General features: G+C 50.4%; 19 protein-coding genes. 17 read left to right on the top strand and 2 right to left on the bottom strand.

The features are described from left to right. Positions 1–327 precede the first annotated feature (327 nt). The 4 genes from F556_RS0100370 (at position 328) to F556_RS0100355 (ending at position 3,754) form a co-directional block, all read left to right on the top strand. On the top strand, positions 328–759 hold the full coding sequence (locus F556_RS0100370; protein ID WP_026297014.1) for a MarR family winged helix-turn-helix transcriptional regulator: 432 nt from the start codon (positions 328–330) through the stop codon (positions 757–759). A gap of 183 nt (positions 760–942) precedes the next feature. Continuing rightward, entirely contained in the window at positions 943–1,965 is a 1,023-nt protein-coding gene (locus tag F556_RS0100365; RefSeq protein WP_020614884.1) for an NADH:flavin oxidoreductase/NADH oxidase, read from the top strand. Positions 1,966–2,004: 39 nt separating this feature from the next. Further along, entirely contained in the window at positions 2,005–2,943 is a 939-nt protein-coding gene (locus F556_RS0100360) for an NADP-dependent oxidoreductase (protein WP_020614883.1), read from the top strand. 439 nt (positions 2,944–3,382) lie between these two features. Further along, complete coding sequence (locus F556_RS0100355) at positions 3,383–3,754, top strand: iron chaperone (RefSeq protein WP_020614882.1); 372 nt, start codon at positions 3,383–3,385, stop codon at positions 3,752–3,754. A 57-nt stretch (positions 3,755–3,811) separates the two neighbouring features. Here the strand turns inward: F556_RS0100355 and F556_RS0100350 are convergent, their stop codons facing one another. Beyond that, entirely contained in the window at positions 3,812–5,848 is a 2,037-nt protein-coding gene (locus F556_RS0100350) for an RICIN domain-containing protein (protein ID WP_020614881.1), read from the bottom strand. Between the two features lie 140 nt (positions 5,849–5,988). Here F556_RS0100350 and F556_RS0100345 point away from each other — a divergent pair, with 140 nt between their 5' ends. From F556_RS0100345 to F556_RS35970, 12 genes are all read left to right on the top strand, one after another. Then, the gene (locus F556_RS0100345) at positions 5,989–7,077 is read left to right on the top strand and encodes a GntR family transcriptional regulator (protein ID WP_020614880.1); all 1,089 of its coding nucleotides are present in this window, start codon (positions 5,989–5,991) and stop codon (positions 7,075–7,077) included. 130 nt (positions 7,078–7,207) lie between these two features. Beyond that, positions 7,208–8,293, top strand: coding sequence for a substrate-binding domain-containing protein (locus tag F556_RS0100340; RefSeq protein WP_020614879.1), 1,086 nt, complete (start codon positions 7,208–7,210; stop codon positions 8,291–8,293). Positions 8,294–8,389: 96 nt separating this feature from the next. After that, on the top strand, positions 8,390–9,763 hold the full coding sequence (locus F556_RS0100335; RefSeq protein ID WP_020614878.1) for an ABC transporter substrate-binding protein: 1,374 nt from the start codon (positions 8,390–8,392) through the stop codon (positions 9,761–9,763). Positions 9,764–9,835: 72 nt separating this feature from the next. Beyond that, complete coding sequence (locus tag F556_RS0100330) at positions 9,836–10,729, top strand: carbohydrate ABC transporter permease (RefSeq protein ID WP_020614877.1); 894 nt, start codon at positions 9,836–9,838, stop codon at positions 10,727–10,729. Between the two features lie 11 nt (positions 10,730–10,740). Next, the gene (locus F556_RS0100325) at positions 10,741–11,577 is read left to right on the top strand and encodes a carbohydrate ABC transporter permease (RefSeq protein WP_020614876.1); all 837 of its coding nucleotides are present in this window, start codon (positions 10,741–10,743) and stop codon (positions 11,575–11,577) included. 106 nt (positions 11,578–11,683) lie between these two features. Further along, positions 11,684–14,050: a family 43 glycosylhydrolase gene (locus F556_RS0100320; protein WP_020614875.1), complete on the top strand. Its 2,367-nt coding sequence runs from the start codon at positions 11,684–11,686 to the stop codon at positions 14,048–14,050. Positions 14,051–14,090: 40 nt separating this feature from the next. Next, the gene (locus F556_RS0100315; protein WP_020614874.1) at positions 14,091–15,875 is read left to right on the top strand and encodes a glycoside hydrolase family 2 protein; all 1,785 of its coding nucleotides are present in this window, start codon (positions 14,091–14,093) and stop codon (positions 15,873–15,875) included. Between the two features lie 223 nt (positions 15,876–16,098). After that, positions 16,099–16,368, top strand: a complete 270-nt coding sequence (locus F556_RS0100310; protein ID WP_425413999.1) for an ArsR/SmtB family transcription factor — start codon at positions 16,099–16,101, stop codon at positions 16,366–16,368. Beyond that, the gene (locus F556_RS0100305; RefSeq protein WP_020614872.1) at positions 16,365–16,763 is read left to right on the top strand and encodes an SRPBCC family protein; all 399 of its coding nucleotides are present in this window, start codon (positions 16,365–16,367) and stop codon (positions 16,761–16,763) included. Before F556_RS0100310 ends, F556_RS0100305 begins: the two co-directional genes overlap by 4 nt. Positions 16,764–16,785: 22 nt before the next feature. Next, the gene (locus F556_RS0100300) at positions 16,786–19,041 is read left to right on the top strand and encodes an ATP-binding cassette domain-containing protein (protein WP_020614871.1); all 2,256 of its coding nucleotides are present in this window, start codon (positions 16,786–16,788) and stop codon (positions 19,039–19,041) included. 34 nt (positions 19,042–19,075) lie between these two features. Next, positions 19,076–19,765, top strand: a complete 690-nt coding sequence (locus F556_RS0100295) for a ferredoxin--NADP reductase (protein ID WP_245582996.1) — start codon at positions 19,076–19,078, stop codon at positions 19,763–19,765. A gap of 25 nt (positions 19,766–19,790) precedes the next feature. After that, positions 19,791–20,786, top strand: coding sequence for a VanZ family protein (locus F556_RS35970; protein WP_020614869.1), 996 nt, complete (start codon positions 19,791–19,793; stop codon positions 20,784–20,786). Positions 20,787–20,853: 67 nt separating this feature from the next. Here F556_RS35970 and trhO read toward each other — a convergent pair whose 3' ends face one another. Beyond that, positions 20,854–21,765 (bottom strand): oxygen-dependent tRNA uridine(34) hydroxylase TrhO, encoded by a 912-nt coding sequence (trhO, locus tag F556_RS0100285; protein ID WP_020614868.1) that lies wholly within the window; start codon positions 21,763–21,765, stop codon positions 20,854–20,856. Positions 21,766–22,249: 484 nt separating this feature from the next. On the opposite strand from trhO, the gene F556_RS0100280 reads away from it, so the two are divergent. Next, a complete protein-coding gene (locus F556_RS0100280) occupies positions 22,250–24,520 on the top strand; it encodes an AraC family transcriptional regulator (RefSeq protein ID WP_020614867.1) in 2,271 nt (756 codons plus the stop codon). Positions 24,521–24,545 lie beyond the last annotated feature (25 nt).

Genomic DNA, 24,545 nt, shown 5'->3' with positions numbered 1-24,545 from the left:
CAGAGGAACGGGATGGGTGACTCCCTGTGCTAATAAAGTCAAAAGTACAATTAAATCTAGCCTAATGGCTGAAAATTGGACTCGTAAAGTCAAAAGTGCAGTTAATATTGCAGGAATATCCATATATTTCTATATTGGAGTGAATTAGTTGTACTTTTGACTTTAGCTACTTAATTTAGCTAGCTTCACGAGATATTAATTGTACTTATGTCCTTACGGGGGAGAGAATGAGAATATTGAGCCCACATAATCTCATGCCATAAGACGAACTCTCCGTTTTTGACCATTGCGTGGCAACTTGCTACAATGAAGCGGGGTGATGTCATCATGCCATACGAACAAGAGCACTTGTTGGGCTGGCTGGGTCTCTCGCAAATTCATGCCGAGACAAACCAAAGAATCGAAGTGGCGCTGCTGGAGGCGCATGATTTATCTTTAAAAGAATTTTACGTGCTTCATTTTATTATGCAAACCGAGAGCAAAAAACTGAGACTGCAGCAGCTGCAGGACAAAGTGGGGTTAAGTCAAAGTGCCACCTCCCGTCTCGTCTTACGAATGGAGGCCAAAAATTGCGGATCTCTGGAACGTGACATTTGCCAGGACGACCGCAGAGGCATCTACACGCGCATTACGGCAAGTGGAGAGGCGAAATACGAACGTGCGCTAGAGACATTCCAGGCGGCACTCCGTGCGGAGCTGGAACGATCGGAAGTGCGTGCTGAAATGCAACGTTTGACCACACTGCTGCTTAAGGAATAACCGCTCACGTGGATAAGGGAACGCAGGCCGCTTTGCCGCTCGCGTTTCCGGAGTCAAGCTTGACAAATCTTAAGTCTACCTGTACTTTTATATGCATGCGCATGTTTTTATTTTTTTGTGCTCACATGCACATAATAGAGCATCGCATACTAGATTTTGGACGATGAGAGGAGCTTGTAAACCATGAACGACTTATTCACTCCCTTCTCCCTTAAGGGCTTAACCTTGAAAAACCGCATTGTCATGTCGCCCATGTGCCAATACTCCGTAGAAGCCAAGGATGGTATAGCCACAGACTGGCATTATACGCATTATGTCAGCCGCGCCATCGGAGGTGCTGGCCTGATTATTATCGAAATGACGGATGTCGAACCCGATGGCCGAATTTCAGATTACGATTTGGGGTTGTGGTCGGATGAGCACATTCCAGCACTAAAACGGATTGTCGATGCTTGTCACAGTCACGGGGCCAAAGTTGCCATCCAAATTGCGCATGCGGGACGAAAAGCAGAAGATGCAGAAGTGCCGGTCGCACCATCTGCGATTGCCTTTGACGAGAAGTATAAGCAGCCCCGTGCACTGACAACTGAAGAGGTCCAAGGCATGGTTGAAAAGTTCAGAGCTGCTGCCAAACGCGCGGTTGCTGCCGGCTTTGATGCGATTGAGCTGCATGGCGCTCACGGGTACCTCCTCCATCAATTCCAGTCGCCGCTCACCAATCAACGGGAGGATGTGTACGGACTGGAGCTGACCCGGTTCGGTACGGACGTCATCCATGCAGTCAAATCGGAGCTGCCAGAGAACATGCCGTTGATGATGCGTCTCTCGGCGATTGAATACAAGGAGGGAGGCTATGACCTCGATACTTGTATCGAAGCGGCCAAGGCTTATCAGCAAGCGGGCGTAGACCTGTTTGATGTATCCTCCGGGGGCGAAGGTGCGATCCCAGCGGCCAAACGTCCAGGCGCGCATGGCGGTTACCAAGTTCCCTTGGCCCGTGCGATCAAGCAAGCCTTGGACATTCCGGTTATGGCAGTAGGCCGCCTGGAGGATCCTGCGCTGGCCGATAGTGTTGTCGGCAATAACGATGCAGATCTGGTAGCCATCGGTAGAGGTTTGCTGCGCAATCCGCACTGGGCGCTGGAGGCTGCAGTCGAGCTTAAAAAAGAAACCTCCATACCGAAGCAATATTCAAGAGCATACTGATTCTGTGCATAAAATCAGTTTATAAAGGAGGTTAAAGTCATGAAAGCAGTTGTGATCAATCAATATGGAAGTAAAGAAGAATTAGTTGAGCAGGAAGTAAATAAACCAAATGCAGAAGCCAATCAAGTGGTCGTAAAACTTGAAGCGACATCCATCAACCCAATCGATTGGAAATTAAGAGAAGGTTACTTGAAACAAATGTTCGATTGGGAATTTCCCATTATCTTGGGGTGGGATGCGGCAGGAGTCATCTCAGAGATTGGTTCACACGTGACGAAGTGGAAGGTGGGGGACAGAGTTTTTAGCCGTCCTGACACAACTCGTCTCGGAACGTATGCTGAATATACGGCCATTGATGAGCACTTACTGGCAAAAGTACCCGATTCCATTACATCTGAGGAGGCGGCTGCTGTTCCTTTAGCTGGTTTAACGGCATGGCAGGCCTTGTTCACGCATGGTAATCTAAAAGAGGGTGAAAAGGTACTTATTCACGCTGGCGCAGGTGGGGTAGGTATTTACTCCATTCAATTAGCTAAGCATGCTGGCGCTCATGTGATTACAACAGCAAGTGAAAAAAACCATGAGCTTCTCTATTCCTTAGGTGCTGATCAGGTCATTGATTACAAAAAAGAAAACTTTGCAGAAGTCATAAAAGATGTTGATTTAGTGTTCGACACGATGGGTGGAGAGGTAGCTGAGAATAGCTATAAGGTACTAAAACCAAACACCGGTAGATTGATTTCCATTGTTGGTCAACCCAATCAGGATACTGCTAAGGCATACAACGTATCTGCCAAGGGGATTTGGCTGCAGCCTGATGGTGAGCAATTGCAGAGAATGGCGGAGCTGATGGAAGAGAAAAAGCTTAAGTCCATTGTAGGGGCCACTTTTCCGTTTAGCAGACAAGGGATTTATGATGCACATGCGTTGAGTGAAACTCACCATGCTGTTGGTAAGATTGTCATTACCTTTAAATAAAGTGAGTAAAAAGATCTTCTTCACTTTTGCATGGTGATGAAGATCTTTTTTTGCCAAAGTGTTAATATGTATCTTTGTTAAAACGTTTAATCACATTAAATATATGTGCCATTAACAATTATTTAAATGTTTATCATTAGTTTGTTGAAAATGTGCCGAAGAGGCACGGAATCGAATCTGGTCAACGCTTTCTGTAAGAAAGCGACTTCGAAAGCATACGCTGTCCCCGGATTTCAACCGCTAGAGCGGGTAACAATTCAAGAAATCTGGGGACAACAGCGATCGGAAGATCGATCCATGACTGTAGGCTTTATCTTTTAACAGATCTAAGTGGTTTAGCTTAACATAAACATAATTATGTTAACTAAAAAAGCTGTTGTTTTCATCACTCCTCCCCATTATAGTAAAAGATGAATCTAAAGCTGTAAGGAGGTCGATCATGGACGAGTTTTCATCCTATCTGGCATCCATCGATAATCCAGACCATCGCGAACGTGTCACGGAAGTGCTGACTTGGGTGCAGGAGACGTTTCCCCAGTTGCAGCCAAAAGTTGCCTGGAACCAGCCCATGTTCACAGATCATGACACCTACATCATAGGATTCAGTGTGGCCAAGCAGCATATGGCGGTTGCACCTGAGGCTGCGGGTATTCAGCATTTCACTGAAGTCATCAAAGAAGCGGGACACAGCCACACCAACCAATTGGTTCGGTTTCGTTGGGACAAGCCATTTGATTTTGAACTACTGAAGCAGATGATCGCATTTAATATTGAAGACAAGGCAGACTGTACCACGTTCTGGCGAAAATAAAAGAAGCTGTTCCTGCCTTCAATGATGTGAAGGGGGAGCAGCTTCTTTCTTGACCATTTAGGAATTGAGCTGAATCAGCTTCCATTGCTGTGCACTATTGCCCAGATCCGTCCATTGCTGCACATTGGTCCCGTTAGCGGTGCCGCTTGCCGCGACATCGAGCGCCTTACCACTATGCTTGTTGATCAGTTTATAGCTGCCGCCGCCAACACTGACAGGCATCCATAGCTGGTTGTCTCCACCAAGATTGTCCCAGATGGTTACATTGCCGCCGTTGGCTGTGCTCCAGCCGTCGACTTCCAGGGCTTTGCCGCTGTGTACGTTAATGAGCCTGAAGTATCCGCTCCCTGCAGAGACGAGCGTCCACTGTTGATTCGCGCCGCCATGATCATCCCAGATGACCACATTCGCTCCGTTTGCGGTTCCCCAGGCGTCCACCTCCAGCATTTTCTCACTAGCCGGGTTCATGAGCCGATAGGTTTTGCCGGGAGCCAGAGTCAAGGCGTTGCGGGTAAAGGTCACTTGGTCCACATCCGCCCACTGGCTAGCGGATGTATTCGCCACATAAAAGCCAATGGTCGCCCTGCCGTTTGTGACTTGAATTGTCGGGATCGTAACTGTTGTCCAGGACGTGGTGACCGGACAGTTAGCTTGGCGAACAGCTCCGCCATAGTCTTTTACCTCCATCACACAGCTGCTCTGGCCGCCACTGCTCCGCATCCTTGCTGTCATCGTGTAGTCACCGTCATCGAGCCCCGTAATCGTCTGGCCGAGATATGCGCTGGCTGGACCGCTCGTTCCGGCCAGTCCAACAAAATATGAGCCATGCGCTGCAGGTACGCCAACTCCGTCATTGGCGCCATGAATCAAGATCCGTTGCGGATAATCATTGCCATAAGTCGTCCAGCCGGTGACATTAGCCGTCTCGAAGCTGGGGTTATTGACCAAGTTCACATTGGCGGGCGTCAGTGTGTGGCCGAATTTCAAATAGATGCCGCTTGCGGGATGATCAGCGCTTGTCACGGCGACGATGCGTGTTGAATCGACCGTCATCAGAGCGTTCCAGTTCGAGGATCTAGTGTCCGAGACTGGGAAGACGTTGGTCTTGTGCTCCCAGGTTGCCCCATTATTGGCGCTAATCATCGTATGCATGGAGGTGAAGGGGTCTCCGGTATTTGCGCTGCTCTCATCGGTCTGAAAAGCAGCAATCAAGCGGCCGTCAGCCAGCTTTGCAACGAACGGAGCGCCAGCTTTTTTGCCTGTTCCATTCGGTACATACAGCGTTTGCCGGGGGACGGACCAGTTAAGTCCATCAGCCGAAATCTTGAATTTGATGACAAACGGATGGCCAGGTACATCGGAGGATTCAAATACCATCATGTAGCGTCCATCATTCATGCGAGTCACAACTGGCATCCCATCTCTGGAACCGGCGGCAACGCCATCGCTGAGCGTGATCCGCGAGCCCCAGCCACTGCCGGTCCAAGGCTTCATGTACAGATTTTGCAAGCCGGTCGTACCGACTGCTGCTGGACTGTCATCTGCGTACAACACATGAATGGTGCCGTTAATGTATTCCAGGTGCGGCTCCCAGACGCCTTTGAACGAGTTCGCGGTTGCGGAGGCGATGGTGCCGCCGGGCAGGTCGCTCCACGTCAGTCCGCCGTCTGTGCTTCGACGCACATGAAGCGATGTCGTGTAGACAGAACCGGATTGGATGACAAGTCGGTAAGCCAGCCAGATCTCGCCGCTTGGCAAGACCAGCATTTGTCCGTTGCCGACATTCCCGCCGGAGTGGCTGACGGCTGTCACCGGTGAGCTCCAATTCTGTCCACCGTTTGTTGTCCGAGTGACAACAATGCGGGTATTGCCGCCGCCAGCATTCGTATCGAAGGACAGAAGCCACTCTGTATTGCTGCGCTTGGCCAGACGTGGGTACCATACACCCCCGGACGGCGGGGCGTACACGGTGACTGGATCGCTTGACCAGGCCAAGCCATATGACGATGCAAAAGCCTGCGGGGAAGGCACCAGCCAGATCATACATACCATTGCTAGCAGCGCGGCCAGAGGAATGCGGAACGCCTTCTTCATCACAATTGATTACCTCCTAAGGATCATTTAGTAAGCGCTTACTATTGAGGATTGTATCCCAAAGTAATGAAAATAAGATATACTAAATAGCGGATATTTTTTGTGATGAATGAAATGAGAAGACAACGAGGAGTTATGCTATGCATCCTTTATATAAGCAAATCCAAGATGACATCCGGCAGCAGATCGCCTCGGGCTTACTGCGGGCGGGGGATATGGTACCATCTGAGAAAGCATTGGCGGCGCAATACAATGTCAGTCAGATTACCTCGAAAAACGCACTGAACGGCCTGGTGGAAGAGGGGCTGCTCGTACGCTTTCGGGGGAAGGGTACCTTTGTCAAACAATCCAGAGACCTGATAACGGAGCCAGATGAGGGTGATGACATGATCTCCGTAGCACTCATCCTGCCAACGATGAAGACAAAGGTCGATCAACGGCTGTTGGATGCGCTGGAGAAGTATGCCTCCGCCGCATCCTATGAGCTGCTAATTCGAATCACCAGAGAATCGCAGCAGGAAGAGGCGCGGGCCGTCGAGCGCTTCCGAGAGCGGGGCGTGCAGGGGTTTATCGTGTTTCCGGTCGAGCAAGAGAATTACAACGACGCGATTCTTCGTCTCTCCCTGGACCGGGTGCCACTGGTGCTCGTGGATCGCTATTTGAAGGAAATCCGGACGTACAGTGTGAGCTCGGATAATAGCGGCGGTACAGAATCCATGATTTCGGCGATGCTGACTGAAGGTCACCGCAGCATTATTTATTTATCGACTGAAATAGCCAATACGGTCACGGAAGAACGGTCAAAAGGTTACGAATCCGCGTATATGAAACATGGTCTGCCGATTGACAAGGCACTCTGGTGCCTGCTGCCGCTGCCGACGATTGCCGAGGGCAGGGCCTTGGAGGAAATTGTCCATTTTCTTCAGCAGCATAAGGAGGCGACCGCAGTTTTTGCTGCCAATGCAGAACTAGCGCGCTACGCCAGACAAGCCTTGGATCGCTTGCATAGAGAGGATCTGACCAATCAGCGCTTTCCACGTCCGGTCCTGGCGGCATTTGATGATCCCGATCTTCCAGGCGTGCCCTATGTGCGCCAACAGGAGGATGAGATCGGGCGTCTTGCGATTGAGCTGCTTGGCGAACAGCTGCAAGAGAGGTATGAGCCGAGACGCGTCATCGTCCCAGTTCATTTGCACACAGAGGACTCCATTCTCTCTCCACCACAATAACAAAATAGCCAACGTATTGAGCGTCTACCCCCACGGTAGACGTTTTTTGTTGTGTGGCTCTTTACAAGCTCAAAATTAAGTATAATAATATATACTAAATATACTATACATTCTAAGGTTGTGATGTAACGTGAAATCTTTGCCGCTGTATAAGCAAATCCAACACGACATCCGCCGTCTGATTACGATCGGACGGTTGCGGGAGGGGGATCGGGTTCCCTCGGAAAAAGAATTGGCAGAGCAATACCGTGTGAGCCAAATTACGAGTAAGAACGCATTGCTGGGTTTGATGGAAGAGGGACTGCTTGTCCGCATCCAGGGCAAGGGTACCTTTGTCATGAACCGGTCGGATAGTAAGTCAGAGCTCCCCATGCGCACAGGTTTGGGAACGCTTACGTATCGCAGCGGACGGATTGGTCTGGTGCTGCCCACCATGAAAACGAAGGTAGACCAGCTGATTCTGGATGCCATAGAGAAGCATGCAACCGCAGCTGGATATGAGGTGCTGCTCCGCATTACTCGCGAGTCGCAGCAGGAGGAAGCTCGCGTTATTGCGTCGTTTCTGAAGCAAGGAGTCGATGGCATCATTATTTTTCCGGTGGAGAATGAAACCTATAACGATTCGATTCTGCGTCTGTCGCTGGACCGGTTTCCGTTTGTGTTCATCGACCGCTATTTGAAGGGAATCAAATGCTGCAGCGTCGGTGCTGACAATGTAGGAGGCATGAGGCAGGCCGTGGAACGCTTGCTGGACAAAGGTCATACGTCGATTGCTCTGGTCTCTCCGGAAATTACGAATACCGTGACGGATGAGCGGGCATCCGGGTTTGAGCAGGTATTTCTTGAGCGTAAGTCTTCCATCGACAAGAATCTTTGGTGTCTGCTGCCGCTGGAGCTCATTGCCTCTGGAGCTGCAGAGCTTGTTATTGCGTCCTTTCTCCAGGAGCGACCGCACGTAACAGCAGCTGTCACTGCGAACACTGAGCTGTGCCGCTATGTCTGGAAGGCGGCGCAAGCCGCTGGCAAAAGCATCCCCGAAGACATGGAGCTGGTGACCTTCGATCTGCCGGATCTGCCAGAGGTATCGTACATCCATCAAAATGTAGGGGAGATGTGCCGATTGACCATGGAGCTGCTGATCGAACAGATGAATGGAGAACTGGACTACCGTCAATTGATTGTGCCTGTCTCCTACATAGAAGCTGTGGATCGTTGATTTTATACTAAATATAAGATATTAAATTATACTAACTTATAATAAAATTCAATTGTAAAGCGCTTTCAATATAATCGGAAAGAAGAGGGGATTCTTGTGAAGCGTAATCAACCTTGGGTAGGCACGGTGGTCTTATCTGGCATGTTGGTATTATCTGCTTGCAGCGGGAACAATGGACCGGCAGAAGCACCTAATGCACCAACCACCCCGTCCAATCAGGAGAACACAGCCACAGAAGGGAACAAAGAGCCGGTAACGATTGAATTTATGGGTCATGGCAATCCGAATGAGAAGAAAATCTTCGAGGCCTTGATTGCAGCGTTTGAGGAAGAATATCCGAATGTGACGGTCAAGTACACCTCTGTACCGCCCGGGGAGTATTCGCAAAAGTTGACCACACTCGTGAGCTCGGGTAAGGCACCGGATGTATTCTATGTGGGCGGTTCCGAGTTTTATCGATTCGCCGAGGCTGGTACAGTCCTCAACATTCAATCGTTCTTGGATCAAACCGATCTGTTCCATCCTGATAATGTCTGGGAGACGGCGCTCAATCGGTACCGGTATGATGGTTCGAATGTAGGTGCCGGAGATCTCTACGGACTACCAAAGGATGTTGGTCCTTGGGCATTCGTCTACAACAAGACGCTGTTCGAAGAGGCAGGGGTAGCACCGCCGCCAGCCGAGGCAGGAGCATGGACATGGGATGATCTGCTCGAGGCGGCACAGCAGCTCACAATCGATGAGAATGGGGACGGCAAACCGGATCAGTACGGAGTCGGCGCGTACAGCTTGGAATCCGCAGTGTGGGGGAATGGCGGCCAGTTCATCGATTATGACACCGGAACCGTCATGGTGGATCAGCCTGAATTCTACGAAGCGATGCAATACGTTGCCGATTTGTCCCTTGTGCATGGTGTAAGTCCCAATCAGGAGGCTGAACAGGCGCTGAATGCTTATACCCGTTTTCTGAATGGCAAGCTGGCGATGTTTGCCATGGGCCCGTGGGATCAGCCAGCATTCTGGGAGCTGCCATTCGAGTGGGATATTGCAGCCTGGCCAGCCAGTCCGAACACAGGCGAGACAGCTACATGGCTTGGGTCGATGGGCCTTGCAATCTCCGCCAAGTCCGATCATCCACAAGAGGCCTTCGATCTCGCCGCCTTCCTGTCGCTGGATGAAGACGGGCAGAGAGAGAATTACCAGCTTGGCCAGGCGGTGCCGAATCTGATTGATATGGCCAGAGGAGAGTTCCTGGAGCAAGACAAGGCGCCAGCCAGTCGTCAAGTATTTCTGGATATCATTGAGGATTACGGACGTCCCGATGTGCCTGCTTTATCCAAAGACACACAATGGATCGATACCTTCTGGCAGGATGCGAGCAAGGTATGGAACGGCAACATGTCTGCCAAGGATTTCACAGCTGAAATTCAGCCGAAGATGCAGGAGCTCTACGATAAAGGCAACAAGTAATACAAGCGTCCGGGAGCGGCGGGGGTACCTGCCGCTTGCCCGGGGACGAATTCAGGCAAAGGGTGGACGACTATGAACGCGAAGCTCACAGGTTATCGGAGGAAGGAGCTTGCTTGGCTGTATCTGTTTGTTGCGCCTCCAGTTTTGGGATTCTTGCTGTTCGGACTTGCTCCGATTGTTTTCTCGATTTATATCAGCTTTCAAAAATGGGATATGCTGACCGAGCCACAGTGGGTGGGGTTGGGAAATTATAATGACATTCTGAATGACGGCAAAGTCTTCATCTCCATGTACAATACCGTCTATCTGATGATCGGCATTCCGATCGGGATGCTCTTGTCACTGTTGCTTGCGATTCTGATGAATCGCAAATTCAAGGGTATTTCGTTCATGCGCACCATCTATTACTTGCCCGTCATCTCACCGATTATCGCGATCTCTCTGCTCTGGCAGTGGATCCTTAACCAGGATTACGGGTTGCTCAACAACTACCTGTGGGATGTATTCGGCATTCAGGGGCCCAATTGGCTGGGCGATCCGAACTGGGTGAAGCCGTCGCTAATCCTGATTGGATTATGGGGAGGATTGGGCGCGAATATGGTGCTGTATTTGGCCGGTTTGCAATCGGTATCCTCCACCTATTACGAGGCAGCAGAAATCGATGGTGCAGGCGCATGGCACAAGTTTAGCAAAATTACTGTACCGTTGCTCTCGCCTATTCATTTCTTCATCCTCGTCATGGGCGTGATTGGCGCCTTCCAGACTTTTAGCCAGATCTATGTGCTGGCAACCGACGGGGGTCCTGAATACAGCGGTGCAACGATTGTGTTTTATATCTTCCAGCATGCCTTCAAGTACTTCAATATGGGCTACGCCAGTGCGGCGGCTTGGCTGCTGGGCGTCATGATCTTCATCATCACCCTGCTGCAATTCAAATTATCCAAGCGGTGGGTCTATCAGGATTAGGAGGTGTACCAGTGAAAAGAGAAAAAATCGCGGACCTCTGGTCCTTTCTGATCCTGCTGGCTGGTGCTGTGTTTATGATTGCGCCATTCATCTGGACCGTGTCAACATCACTGAAAAATCAGCGCATGATTTTCGACATGCCGCCGAAATGGATCCCTGATCCCATCTCGCTGGATAATTATCGCGATGTGTGGGGGCAGTCACCGCTTCTGAACGGATTTGCCAATAGCTTAATTATTGTAGCTGTAGTGCTGACTGTGGGCATGTTAGTTTCCGCTATGTCGGCGTATGCTTTTGGCAAGTTTGAGTTTCCTTTCAAAGGTGTTCTATTTATGGGGCTGCTGGGGACCATGATGATTCCTTATTCGGTCGTCATGATTCCGCAATATATCGGCTTCTCCACATTGAACTGGGTAGATACGCTGCTGCCGCTTATTGTGCCAGGCCTGTTCGGCAATATTGTGGTCATTTTCTTCATCCGTCAGTATTTGCAAGGGGCCTTGCCCAATGATCTGATTGAAGCGGCCAAAATCGATGGCTGCGGCTTTTTCCGCATCTTCTGGAGTATCGCGCTGCCTACGATGAAGCCTGCGCTTGCGGCGCAAGCGGCCTTGGGTTTTATGGGAATCTGGAATGACTTTCTCGGTCCGCTCATTTATCTTCATACGCCAGAGAAACAAACGATCCAGGTATTGATTGCCTCCATGCAAGCCTTATACATTGGGCAGTCGAATTATCCCATGATTATGGCTGCTGCCGTCATCGCCATGGTGCCAGTCATTGTTGTGTTCTTCTTCTGTCAGCGTTATTTCATTGAATCCATGGCGATTAGTGGCATTAAAGGTTAATGGCATGAAATACATTCTTAACTTAGCAAGAGTTACTCTACTGTTCCTGCTGGTAGCAGCGTTAATCGTTGGGTGCGAGTCTACTATGAAACCGGAGGCATTGGATATGAGCAGCTATGAAACCGTCTATACCAATCCCTTCCCTTCGCTAGAAGAGGAGTGGGACGATTATGGAAATGGCGATCCATATGTCTTGCGATACGATGGCCGTTATTATCTGTATGTGAGTACCAAGGATCACAGGGTGGGCATCAAAGCCTGGGAATCGGATGACCTGGTCCATTGGCGGTACGCCGGGCTGGTAGCAGATGATCCCGTAACGACGGGGGCATACGCCCCCGAGGTGGTCTATCATAATGGGTTCTTCTATCTTTATACCTCTCCTGCAGGTGCGGGGCACTATGTGTTCCGCAGCACATCTCCAACGGGTCCCTTCGAGCGCATTACGGACAATCTCGGTATGAGTATTGACGGGTCCGTATTTATCGATGATGACGGCAGCTGGTTCTTCACCCACGCTGGAACCGAGGGGATCGTTGGCGTGCCCATGAATGATCCTGTTACGTTCGGTTATGGACGAGCGATTGATGGGACGTTCCTGGGACATTGGACGGAAGGCTCCATGATTATCAAACGGAACGGCGTTTACTACATGACCCTTACAGGCAATCACGTGTTTAGCAAAGGATACAGGGTTCATTATGCGATCTCCACAGAGTCGGCGCTCGGCCCATACCACATGCCAGCCAATAACCTCTTGGCCATTAGTGTCGATTCGGAATTCTTCGGATTAGGTCATAGCTCCACTGTAATGGGGCCCGATCTGGATTCTTATTATCTCGTGTACCACAATCTGGTCGGGAGTTCGGCTGAAGGCCCCCCGGTGAGGCGGATGAACATAGACAGGCTGGTCTTCAACGGACAGAAGATGTCCCTGCTGGGACCCACCAATTACGATCAACCTGTGCCGCGTCTGCCAGATTTTGCAGACCGATTGGATGAGGGCCATGCAGAAGACAAATGGCTCGTTACGCCAACAGAGCGAGGATCTCAGGCTATCAGTTTGGCTGCTACAGCAGACCATTTCACAGCGGAGTACAATTTGCAGCCATTAAGCCAAGCTGACGACAGGACGCAAGTAGAGCTGTTGTTTGGTTACCAGAATGAAAATCATTTTGGCAGGATTACATTTAATTGGGAGACTGGAATTGCAGACGTGCAATATGTGGAGAACGGCAGTTCCCAGACGCTAGCAGAGGCTGTATTGCCACCCGACATCGACTGGACCAAGCTACATGCGATCCGGTTGGAACGGGCGGAAGCTCAGATTCGGCTATATGTGGATGGCCGCCAAATGCTGGAGGCCCCTATGCCTTTAACAATTGATGGAGGCGCGATCGGCTATCGGTACGAAGGGGGAGAGCCCCGTTTTTCCTATATCGCATTTGCCAATGCAGTGGATGGCAGCAGTGATTTTGAGACAGCTAAGCCGCTACCCGGTATCATCGAAGCTGTTCATTATCTGCGGGAGGCAGGCAGAGGCTATCATATGGACCAGCAAACGTCAGACTCCGACATGCGGGTATCCGACGGAACGAACATCCGTCAGATCTCAGATGGTAGCCATTCCCTTACCCTGCATACAAAGGGGGACTGGGTACGCTATGCCGCTAATATCTCTCGCACCGGCAACTATGCTTTGGACTTCACCATCGGAGATGCAGCGGCTTCCGCAAAGTTCGAAATTCTGGTCGATGGCGAGTCGGCTGGCATTTTCAATCTGGGACGCCAAGACGAGTTGTTAGATGAGCCGCTGGTTAAGGTACATGCTGGAGCACTGCATTTGGAGAAAGGAATTCGCGATATCCAGATTAAGCTGCTGAACGGCCCTCTGGAATGGGTATCAGCCGAGTTCCGGTACACCGCAACTGAACCTGCTCAAGCGGACCAATTGCTGGAACATTCCAGTGCAACGGATGTTCATGGTGCCTGGAGCCGAGAAGCAGATCGTTATATTGGAGCTGCAGACCGTGATGTCAAATGGTTTGGCGGTGACCCGGGTTGGACAGACTACCGCATCGAGTCGACGGTCGAAGTTGGTGAGGATGCATCCGGTGAGACAGGCATTCTGGTGCGTGTAACGCAAGAATCGGATTTCGAACACCAAGTACGGGATGCCATGTTGGGCTATTATGTATCCATCAGCTCAGGTAAGCTGAACCTGTATAAGCTGAACTACGATTCCACGCTGCTCCACGCTGTGCGCTTGGACATTCCGCATAATGAACCGGTCCGCTTAGCTGTTGAGGTGGAGGGTGGGACCCTCCGTGCCTATTGGGCAGATGAGCCCGAGCCTGTACTAACCTATCACGACCCGCATGCCTTTATGCAGGGACGTGTCGGTATCCGATCCGTCTATGCGGAAGAATTAACCATTGGCGACCTGTCGGTTACACCCTTACCTGAACCCTAAACCATCAAGCGATCCCATGGATCGGCAAGGAGCCTGAATAATGAAGCAACTGAAATGCAGCCCGGATTATCCCAGACCTCAATTTGTTCGTAAGGACTGGCAGAATCTTAACGGTGAGTGGGAATTTCAATATGATGATGAAAACCTGGGTGAACAGCAGGGCTGGACTAGCGGCAAGAAGCTGTCCCGGACGATTCTTGTGCCGTTCTGCTACCAGAGCGAACGAAGCGGGATCGGAGAGAAAGCGATACACGATACCGTATGGTATCGAAGGACGCTCCATTTGACATCGAAGCGAGCTCATTACCGGCAATTATTGCACTTCGGGGCTGCAGACTACAGCGCCAGAGTGTGGGTCAACGGTATTCTGGTAGCTGAACATGAGGGAGGGCATACCCCCTTCACAGCCGACATTACTTATGCCGCGCGGGAGGGGGACAACGAAATCGTTGTCAAGGTACGTGATTATAGCACGGACGTTACATTGCCCCGGGGCAAGCAATTCTGGAAGGAGCAGCCCGAGCAAGTATTCTACACCGGAACGACTGGCATTTGGCAGACCGTGTGGCTGGAGGAGGTCTATGAAAGTTATCTTGGTGCGGTCTATCTGACACCGGATATCGATCGCAACGATATTCGCATCCGGCTTGTCACCCAGGGCTGGCATCCCGGCCTGCGAGTCCGTGCACGCATATCCTTTGAAGGCAAACTAGTCAGTGAGGATGTGTTTATCCTGCATGCGCCTGAGGAGACGCGGACCATTGGCTTGCATGACTTTAACGATCATGGCATGGGCCGCTGGTGGTCTCCCGAGCATCCACATCTGTACGATATTTCTTTTGCACTATTTGACGGTGAGCAGCTTATAGATGACGTGGATAGTTATTTTGGGATGCGCAAGATTGCGATAGTGGACGGTAAAGTCTGCTTGAACAACCGGCCTTATTACATGAAGCTTGTTCTGGATCAAGGCTATTTTCCCGGGGGGCTGTTAACCGCACCCAACGGTGAAGCCCTGCGGCAAGATGTCGAGCTGACTAAGGCCATGGGCTTCAACGGTGCCCGCAAGCATCAGAAGATTGAAGATCCACGCTATTTGTACTGGTGCGATGTGCTCGGTCTCTTGGTATGGGGCGAAATGGCGAATGCCTATCAATACTCCGAGACGTACGTACAGCGAATCACGCAGGAGTGGCAGCAGGCCGTCTTGCGGGATTATAACCATCCCTGTATTGTCGCATGGGTGCCGATCAACGAGAGCTGGGGCGTCCCTAATATGCTGATCGACAAGAAACAACAGCAGCATACGTTGGCTATGTATTATCTGACCAAATCGCTGGATGATACACGCCTGGTGCTCTCCAATGATGGCTGGGAGCATACGCATTCTGACCTGGCCACCATTCATGATTACGAGCATCGGCGTGAGGTCCTGGCAGAACGGTATGCCACCGTAGAATCTGCTATTGATAGCATCGCTCAGAATAGATGGATCTACGTGCCAGGTTATGCTTACGGCGGGGAACCGATTCACCTCTCGGAATTCGGAGGCATCTCCTACCGCAAGAGTGAAGCGAGCGGCTGGGGGTACTCTGCCGCGGTGGACGGCGAAGACTACTTACGGCGCTTGATCGACGTTATGCAACCCGTTGCCGAATCCCGCGCCATTCAAGGCTACTGTTATACGCAACTAACCGATGTGGAGCAGGAGATCAATGGCCTGCTCACCTTCAACCGTGAGCCCAAGCTGCCGCTGGAAGTGATCCGCAAGCTCAATGAGGGGAATTTTGGAACAGACAGCATGAAGCAGATTTCTGACCGTTAATGAAGAGTAGCTGGAACTGCACCGTGAGGTGCAGTTTTTTTGTACTTCAATAGAGGGATTGACACGACACCGAATGGTGTCCTATAATCAATTAGTCACTAAATGGTGTCCTATTTGTTACTCACGTGTTCAAGACAACAATGGAACGGAGGAGAGTCATGTGAGCCAGAGTCTAGCTGTACGGGACGTATTCGATGCCATCGCGGACCCGACCCGGCGACAAATGATTCATTTGCTCGCAGTAGCTGAAGAGCTGCCGCTGCATGAGCTGACGCCGAAGTTCAACATGGGACGAACGGCCGTATCCAAACATCTCACGGTGCTGAAGCAGGCCGATCTGGTCCATGACCGCAAGGTCGGAAGGGAGACCAGATACCGGTTGAATGCCGCGCCACTTAGGGAGGTTCAGGATTGGGTTGCTTTCTATGATAAATTCTGGCGGTCGAATCTGATGCGCTTGGGTGAACTACTGGAGGAGGAAGAAGAAGAATGAGTGAATTGAAATTGGAGTTGGATTTTCAGTACAAAACGTCGTTGGAGAAGCTGTGGGCAGCCATAACGGATTCAAATAAGCTGGAAAAATGGGTACTGCCTAATAATTTCAAGCCGGTCGTCGGTTATCAATTCCAATTCCGCAATCAGCCAAATGAATATTGGGATGGCTTGATCGATGGGGAAGTACTGGTCGTCGATCCCCCGCATCGGCTGTCTTACACATGGGCGGTTGGCGAGGAAAAGCACACGGTCACCTGGACGCTGCAGGATTTGGGGAACGGTCAAGTCAACCTTCACCTCGACCAAACTGGATTCTCCAATCCGTACGGTTTGGCGGGAGCCAAGCATGGCTGGACGGCCTGGTGCAGCGAGTTGGACAAGGTGTTGGCTTAACTACACCAGAAAGGAGATCGGCATGTACGAACCAAATCAAGAATATATCGTCATCACAGGTGCCAGAGAAAACAATCTTAAGAACATATCGTTACGGGTACCCAAACGCAAAATTACGATTTTCACCGGCGTATCGGGCTCAGGTAAGTCTTCCATTGTGTTCGATACGATTGCGGCAGAGTCAACGCGCTTGCTGAATGAAAATTTCAGCATGTTCGTACGAAGCTTCTTGCCTAAGGTCCCGCAGCCCGACACAGACGGGATCGAGAATCTCAGTATGGCCGTCATCGTGGATCAAAAGCGGCTGGGTGGCGGTTCCCATTCGACAATGGGCACCATTACAGATATCGCCCCACTCATGCGCCTGTTGTTCTCCCGGGCGGGGCAGCCTCATCTTGGCGAGCCTCATCTCTTCTCGTTTAATGATCCACAAGGCATGTGTCCGGACTGTAACGGATTGGGCCGCAGACTGGGCGTTGATCTGGACAAGGCGATTGATCCCGCGCTGTCCCTTCGTGAAGGCGCGCTGAAACTGCCAGATTACTCGGTTGAGAGCTGGGACTGGTCGATTGTTGTGCAGTCCGGACCTTTTGATCCCGATAAGAAGCTTAGTAATTACGACGAAGCAGAACGTAATCAATTACTCTATGGCAAGGCCAGAAAAGTAAAAATGGACTTTGCAGGCAAGCCTACGAATATAACCGTCGAAGGGGTCATCGAAAAATTCACCAACAAGTATATTAAACAGGACCTGAAAGCGAAGTCGGAACGCACACAAAAAGCGGTCCTGCCCTATATCACCGAAGGACAATGCACCAGCTGCCGCGGGGCAAGACTCAGCCAAGCCGCACTCGGCTGTCAGATTCACGGACGGAATATCGCGGAATTGTCTGGCATGGAGGTTGGACAGTTGATCGGGATACTGCGTGAAATCAATGAGCCGGCAGCGGCTCCTATCATCCGGTCGCTCACCGAACGATTGCAGCATCTGATCGACATTGGTCTGGACTATTTGACTCTGGACCGCGAGACCGATTCGCTCTCGGGCGGGGAGTCCCAGCGTGTCAAGATGGTGAAGCATTTGAGCGGCAGCCTTGTCGATGTCACGTATATTTTCGATGAGCCAAGTGTGGGTTTGCATCCACGCGATGTTCACCGGCTGAATGAGCTGCTCCAGAAGCTCCGTGACAAAGGCAACACGGTTATTGTCGTCGAGCATGATCCTGACGTCATCAAGGTAGCCGATCATATTGTGGATGTCGGACCCCACGCAGGAAGCCGGGGCGGTGAGATTATGTACGAAGGAAGCTTCGAAGGACTGCTGGAAACCGATACATTGACGGGGAATCATATGAGGCGTCCGCTGATATTGAAATCGGATTGCCGTCAGCCTTCCGGCCAGCTCCCCATCCAGGATGCCACCAGGCACAATCTGCAGCATGTGAGTACGAGCATTCCGACAGGTGTGTTAACTGTCGTCACTGGGGTGGCTGGTTCGGGCAAGAGCACGCTTATCCATGATGTATTCCTGCAGCAGCATCCCGAGGCCATCGTGATTGATCAAGCGGCGGTAGGCGTATCCACACGCTCCAACCCGGGAACCTATACCGGTATTATGGATGATGTTCGCAAAGCCTTCGCTTCTGCCAATAAGGTCAGCCCGGGCTTGTTCAGCTTCAACTCCAAGGGAGCGTGCGAGAATTGTCAGGGTCTGGGCGTAATCTATACCGATTTGTCATTCCTGGACAGTGTCAAGCTGCCCTGCGATGTGTGCGGAGGCCGTCGGTTTAAAGAAGAAGTTCTTGCTTATGAACTGAACGGCAAATCGATAGCCGATGTATTGGAGATGACTGTGGAGCAAGCACTGGCTTTTTTTGAGCTCAAGGAAGTGCGCCGCAAGCTGCAGGCCATGCATGATGTGGGGCTTCATTATATAACGCTCGGTCAACCGCTCAGCACATTGTCCGGAGGAGAATGTCAACGTATCAAGCTGGCAAGCGAGCTGCACAAGCAGGGGAGTATCTATGTGATGGACGAGCCGACCACCGGCTTGCATATGTCGGATATCGGTCATTTGGTCGCCATCATGAACCGTTTGGTAGACGCAGGGAATACGGTCGTTGTCATCGAGCACAATCTGGAGGTCATTAGCCAGGCGGATTGGATTATCGATATGGGACCAGATGGCGGGAGCCGCGGTGGGCAGGTTGTCTATGAAGGAACACCTGCGGAGATCGTGCATGCCAGAGGGTCGATTACGGGAAGATACTTAAGTTAAAGGGGAGCAGGGTATGGGGTTTTTCGGAGATTTTATGTCTATTATGAAGAAGCGTGCCGTGGTGCTGCAAAGCATGACCAAAGAAGCAGACGATGTGTATACCTTCAGTTTTGAGAAGCCTGCTGATTACAGCTGGCGAGCGGGACAGTATGCTTTGTTCAGTATAACGCATGCCAAGGTGAAACCCGGCACCAAGCCATTCAGTCTATCGTCAGCTCCAGCGGAGAACGCGATTCGGATCACCACACGCATAGGCGCAACACCGAGTGAATTCAAGCAAGCCCTCTTGAGTCTAAAGCCAGGGATGACGGTCAGGGTGAGCGGAGCGGTCGGTTCATTTGGTCTGGATAAGGCCGAACCAGCTCTTATGATTGCCGGGGGCATCGGCATCACGCCGTTTCGCGCGATACTCAAGCAGATGGTGGCGGAGCGAATCAAGGCAACGCAGCCCACGCAGCTTCTCTATCTGGACAGCAGCGAGGTTTATCCGTTTAAGGAAGAATTGGAAACCCTGGCAGCTCAAGCTTCCGTGCAATTGACCACTGTCGAATCTTTGGATAAACTTGAACTTGAGCGAAATGCCTTCGTGCAGCAAAATAAAGAGAAGGGCCGTTTCCTCATTGCCGGACCCAAGCCGCTCGTCGATTCGCTTGCCTCCGGCCTCCAGCAGCAGGGAGTTGCCAAAAGCAGAATGAAGAAGGATGCCTTTTTCGGATATTTGTAAAGTGGCTCAGAGAGGATTTGCATGGATGTTACAAGGGAAGTCTCGTTCGATAGCTTGGATTGTGCTGAGTCTTTACTCAGTCTTAACCTTTTTCTTTTTGTTTGTCGGATTTAATAGAACGCCGGAGTTATCTCATTCCGGTTTTCGCTTTCTATTGACCTTTGAAGGGATTCCTCTACGGTTTCCGACCAACCGGAATTTTAGTATCTGGTTTTTTGACCTCGGGAACTTTCTGGCATTCATTCCATTTGGACTACTCATTCCGCTACTGGTACGTTGCCGTTTCCTCACGTTTCTCTTGTTCTTCGTTCTAGGCATTACACTCGTAGAGCTAATCCAGATGGTTACAGGTCTGGGGTCCTTCGATGTGAATGATATTGTGATCAATTCCTTGGGGGCAACTGTTGGCTATGCGGCACAGCGCCTGGTCGTCAGAGACAAGGTGGGATATGGTGTATGGGTTAAGCTGTTGATTTCTACCGTCATCCTCACTTTACTTACTTATGTTACCGTGAGTGGGATCAATCGATACCTCGATCGCGGTCAAGGGGACACGATTCCAATGGATCAAATCGAATTGGAGTCTGGTCAAGTGATATGGGAGCAGCCGCCACTAGGCTTATCGGTTGGCGAGGAATCAATAGAACCGGATATGAACCTCTACAGTGTGGGTAATTCAAGGCACAATGAGTTTACCGTGTGGCTAGATGGGGAATATAAAGAAATCCATGGTTATGCAGCCATACCTGATGACGTACTTGAACAGATGGGAAATAATACGAGTGAAGTGATTTTTAGCGCGGACGGCGAAGTTATTTACACCGTAGAACTTTCCGTAAACGCGGAGGACAATCAATGGTTATCGTTTCGAGCGCCACTGCATGGAAAAGAAAAGTTGACCATTACTGTCATTAATGAAAGCTTAGCTCCCCAGGCAAATATTGCGCTATGGGATGTCACGCTCACAGAAGCAAATGCAGGCCAAAAGCTCATTCAACGCTTGAAGCAATTGTTCCAATAAAAAAAGAAAAGCATGTTCCTGCCCCGAACGGGACGGAACATGCTTTTCTTCATTATATAGTTGTGGATCAGTTGGAAGCAGGGACGGTCTCAGCACCCGTATCATGGGTATGGCACGCATCGGAGCAGTACCCTTGATGCGTATCCAGACACTCCTCACACACCAGATGCTGCAGATGGCAGGTATCGTCCACACAGTTGATATATTCGTCCGTTGGTGTCCCGCAGTGGTGACACTTACCGACTGTAATATTCTCATCGGTCTGATTGACGCGAACGGAGATCCGCTCGTCGAAGACATACATCTTTCCGTCAAACAACCGGCCCTGCACCTCAGGATCCTTACCGTAGGTAGCGATGCCGCCATCGAGCTGCGCTACATCGCTGAAACCTTCGCTTAGCAGCACGCCAGTCAGCTTCTCACAACGAATGCCGCCCGTACAATAAGTTAGAATGGTCTTGTCCTTTGCATCCTTGAGGTTTTTGCGAATCCATTCCGGAAATTCACGGAACGACTCCACAGTTGGTCGGATCGCATTACGGAAATGACCCAAGTCATATTCATAATCATTGCGTCCGTCCACAATAATGACGTCATCTCTTTGGAGCTGCTCGTGAAATTCTTTTGGAGACAACCGCTTGCCGCTGAGAACATTGGGATCAAGCGGCTTCTCGTAGCGAAGGGTAACAAGCTCTTTCTTGGGACGAACGAACAATTTTTGAAAGGCATGACCTTCATGCTCATCAATCTTGAATACCATATCCTTGAATTCGTCTTGAGCATGCATGTGGGCCATGTAAGCATCCGTTTGTTCAATGGTACCGGACAGGGTTCCGTTAATGCCTTCCGCAGCAATTAGAATTCGGCCTTTCACGCCCAGCTCCTTGCAGTAAGCCAAATGCTCACTGGCATACGTTTCATAGTCCTCAATAGGAACATATTTATAGTACAGCAAAATGCGATAATTAAGGTTTTCCATGTTGATTCTCCTGACTTCTCTATATTATAGAAGAGGAAGGGCAGCCGTTCCTCTAGCGCATGACAACGAAACATATCTATTATACCTTAAGTCACTATACTTTTGTAGTATTACGGAGTGGTTTGACGACAACCTCATGACTGAACGGAATTTAATTATATCGAACGACGTAAAACTTATATTGACCATTTCCCATCGGTTTTTGTAATATAATGGTGCAAGTTCATTTCTGACCTTGTAGTCATTTTTTATTCGCTACATATTGAAAGCGTTCACAATAAAAAGGCTGTTGGAGAAAGGCCGGAGAGGCACGGAATCGAATCTGGAGAAGCGAAGCGTTCGCCTTTGTCCCCGGATTTCAACCGCTAGAGCGGTTAAAAATCAAGAAATCTGGGGACAACAGCGATCGGAAGATCGATCCGTGACTGTAGGCTTCTTTTTTTCAAAAGCCTGAAAAAGAGATTGTTTAATTGGGGGGTTCTGAATGAAACGTACGTCAATGATGCTGCAGCTCATTGTGATCTTGTTCTGCGTCATGGCTGTTCCGACGGCAATCCTGACCTGGTACAGTGGTCAACAAATGATGCACCATTCCGAGCAGGCCATTGCCGATTCCTCGCTCGCCGGCTTGGAAGCCAGTCTGAAACTCAATGAGAGCTTGCTCAATAATCTCTCTCAGAATACCGTGCGTCTCACGGCTACCCATATTTTCGACCGTATACGTCCCTATGAAACATACAATGAGCTGAATGCGAATTTTGTGACAATCAACAATGCGAGAGCTGTGCTGTATCAGCTGCTGAACTTGAATCGGATGGGGGAAGGGGTGGCTTCTTCCTTCTTTCACCTTGCCGACTCCGATTACGAAATTTCGACGGAGAAAGGCATCGTTGAGTTAACCCGCCCAGAATCCCTGGACTGGATCACAGAAGCGCTTGAGGACCATCGAGGGATTAGCGGCATCTGGGTTCCCCGTCAGCTTGATTCGGGGGAGCACGTCCTCTCCTATGTATTGTCACTGAATCGATTATCCACCACGACGCGGGGCACCATCGTAGTCAATTTAAAAGAACGCGAAATTGAACAAGCGTATGATTCCTCTGGTTCAGGCCAGCGTGGCTATATGGTACTGGATTCCGACGGCACGGTCATCTCACATAAAGATAAAGCAATGCTACTCCAAAACACGACTGAAGATCCCATCCTGGCAGAGATTCTCCAGAATCCTGCGCAGGAAGGGTATGAGTTCCATAAGGTGGATGGTGAGCGGATGTTGTATACTTGGGCCAAGTCCGACCACTTTGGCTGGACCAGCATGAGTGTGCATTCCGTCGATGAACTGATGGCCAGCTCCCAAGCAAGATTACGCAATATTATTATTCTGACCGCTGCTATTATTCTGGCAGGTACCATCTTGACCGTCTTCCTGGCCACATGGGTCTCCAAGCCGGCAAGAGAGCTCGTTCGTACAATGCGTATGCGGGGCAATCTGGGCGTCCAAAGCAAAAATGAGCTTGATTTTTTGGATGCGGCCTTTAAACGAATGCGTGAAGAAGAGGAGGGATTGAACCAGCTTCTTCAGAAACGGGAGCAAGATGCCCGCAGCTTGGCGGTCTACCAGTTATTGCGGGGCGTTCAGACGCCCGAGGCTGCGGATGTGTTTCCTTGGGGATCCTTCATCGTCTCCATTCTGTCGATCGACAGATACCGCTCGTATGTTGGCGAGACGAATCCCGAGACCCGTACGTATCATCGTTATTTGCTGATCACCCATTGCGACAACCTGTTTCCGCAAGGCATACGCACAGAATGTGTGTATCAGGGAGAAGGCTGCTTTGCCATTGTCCTTAATTTCAAGGGGACCGACCGTGAACGAGCAAGCACGGACATCCGCAATGCGCTGATTCAAACCCGGGACAAGGCGGCAGAGCTGCTCAACCATTCCGTTACGATAGGCGTAAGCAGTCCCACAGATGACAGACTGGAGATCCCGGAGTGCGTAGCCGAAGCGATGGAAGCGATTAAGCAGCGTATGATAGACGGGAGCGGCGGCATCCATTATGAGACCAAAAATGATCTCGATAAAAAATATATTTATCCGGCTAACAGTGAAAGGCGAATCCTCAATTTCCTGGATCAGGGTGATCTTGAGAGTATCGCGAAGGAACTAAAGCTAATCGGGGACGAGATTCGTTCCGCCGAGTACGTATCTTATGACAATATATTATTCGTCTATTACCAGTTGGTAGGTGTAACCATCAAGCATCTGCGTGAAAATAATGTGAGCACCGCCCGCATCTTCGCAGGCAGAGGCAATGTCTACGCGGCCTTGTCATCCATTGATACCTTGGACGAGCTGGAGGATTATGTGTATGATTTCTGCAGGGAAATTGTTCAATATCTGGCCCGGACACCAGGCGATAGCAATCAGTATGGCCAGCGGATCGTTCAATACCTGCACGAGCATTATCGAGAAGAGATTGTATTCCAGGACATGGCCAAGGAAATCGGTATCAGCTACTCCTACATGCGTAAAATTGTGTATGAGATGACCGGACAGAGTCTAAGTGATTATCTGAATCTGTTACGCATTGAGAAGGCCAAGGAACTGCTCCAGGATACAGACCTGTCTATCACACAGATTGCTTCGGATGTCGGCTATTACAATGTCCAAAGCTTCAACCGCTTCTTTCGAAAATTCGAGGGTATGCCGCCGAGCAGTTACAAAGCGAAATGCCGGACGAATGAATCGTAACTTGCGCTGCCCTAATGGTCTGATC

The sequence above is a fragment of the Paenibacillus daejeonensis DSM 15491 genome (assembly GCF_000378385.1).
In the GTDB taxonomy this organism is placed as follows: domain Bacteria; phylum Bacillota; class Bacilli; order Paenibacillales; family Paenibacillaceae; genus Paenibacillus_D; species Paenibacillus_D daejeonensis.
This window is presented reverse-complemented; position numbering and strand designations above follow the sequence as displayed.

Coding starts and splice junctions, on each gene's coding strand:
- F556_RS0100350 (WP_020614881.1), bottom strand. CDS start 5,848: ATGAAGAAGGCGTTCCGCATTCCTCTGGCCGCGCTGCTAGCAATGGTA.
- F556_RS0100305 (WP_020614872.1), top strand. CDS start 16,365: ATGAGTGAATTGAAATTGGAGTTGGATTTTCAGTACAAAACGTCGTTG.
- F556_RS0100310 (WP_425413999.1), top strand. CDS start 16,099: ATGATTCATTTGCTCGCAGTAGCTGAAGAGCTGCCGCTGCATGAGCTG.
- F556_RS0100295 (WP_245582996.1), top strand. CDS start 19,076: ATGTCTATTATGAAGAAGCGTGCCGTGGTGCTGCAAAGCATGACCAAA.
- F556_RS0100320 (WP_020614875.1), top strand. CDS start 11,684: ATGAGCAGCTATGAAACCGTCTATACCAATCCCTTCCCTTCGCTAGAA.
- F556_RS0100370 (WP_026297014.1), top strand. CDS start 328: ATGCCATACGAACAAGAGCACTTGTTGGGCTGGCTGGGTCTCTCGCAA.
- F556_RS0100280 (WP_020614867.1), top strand. CDS start 22,250: ATGAAACGTACGTCAATGATGCTGCAGCTCATTGTGATCTTGTTCTGC.
- F556_RS0100315 (WP_020614874.1), top strand. CDS start 14,091: ATGAAGCAACTGAAATGCAGCCCGGATTATCCCAGACCTCAATTTGTT.
- F556_RS0100355 (WP_020614882.1), top strand. CDS start 3,383: ATGGACGAGTTTTCATCCTATCTGGCATCCATCGATAATCCAGACCAT.
- F556_RS0100330 (WP_020614877.1), top strand. CDS start 9,836: ATGAACGCGAAGCTCACAGGTTATCGGAGGAAGGAGCTTGCTTGGCTG.
- F556_RS0100360 (WP_020614883.1), top strand. CDS start 2,005: ATGAAAGCAGTTGTGATCAATCAATATGGAAGTAAAGAAGAATTAGTT.
- F556_RS0100300 (WP_020614871.1), top strand. CDS start 16,786: ATGTACGAACCAAATCAAGAATATATCGTCATCACAGGTGCCAGAGAA.
- F556_RS35970 (WP_020614869.1), top strand. CDS start 19,791: ATGTTACAAGGGAAGTCTCGTTCGATAGCTTGGATTGTGCTGAGTCTT.
- F556_RS0100345 (WP_020614880.1), top strand. CDS start 5,989: ATGCATCCTTTATATAAGCAAATCCAAGATGACATCCGGCAGCAGATC.
- F556_RS0100365 (WP_020614884.1), top strand. CDS start 943: ATGAACGACTTATTCACTCCCTTCTCCCTTAAGGGCTTAACCTTGAAA.
- trhO (WP_020614868.1), bottom strand. CDS start 21,765: ATGGAAAACCTTAATTATCGCATTTTGCTGTACTATAAATATGTTCCT.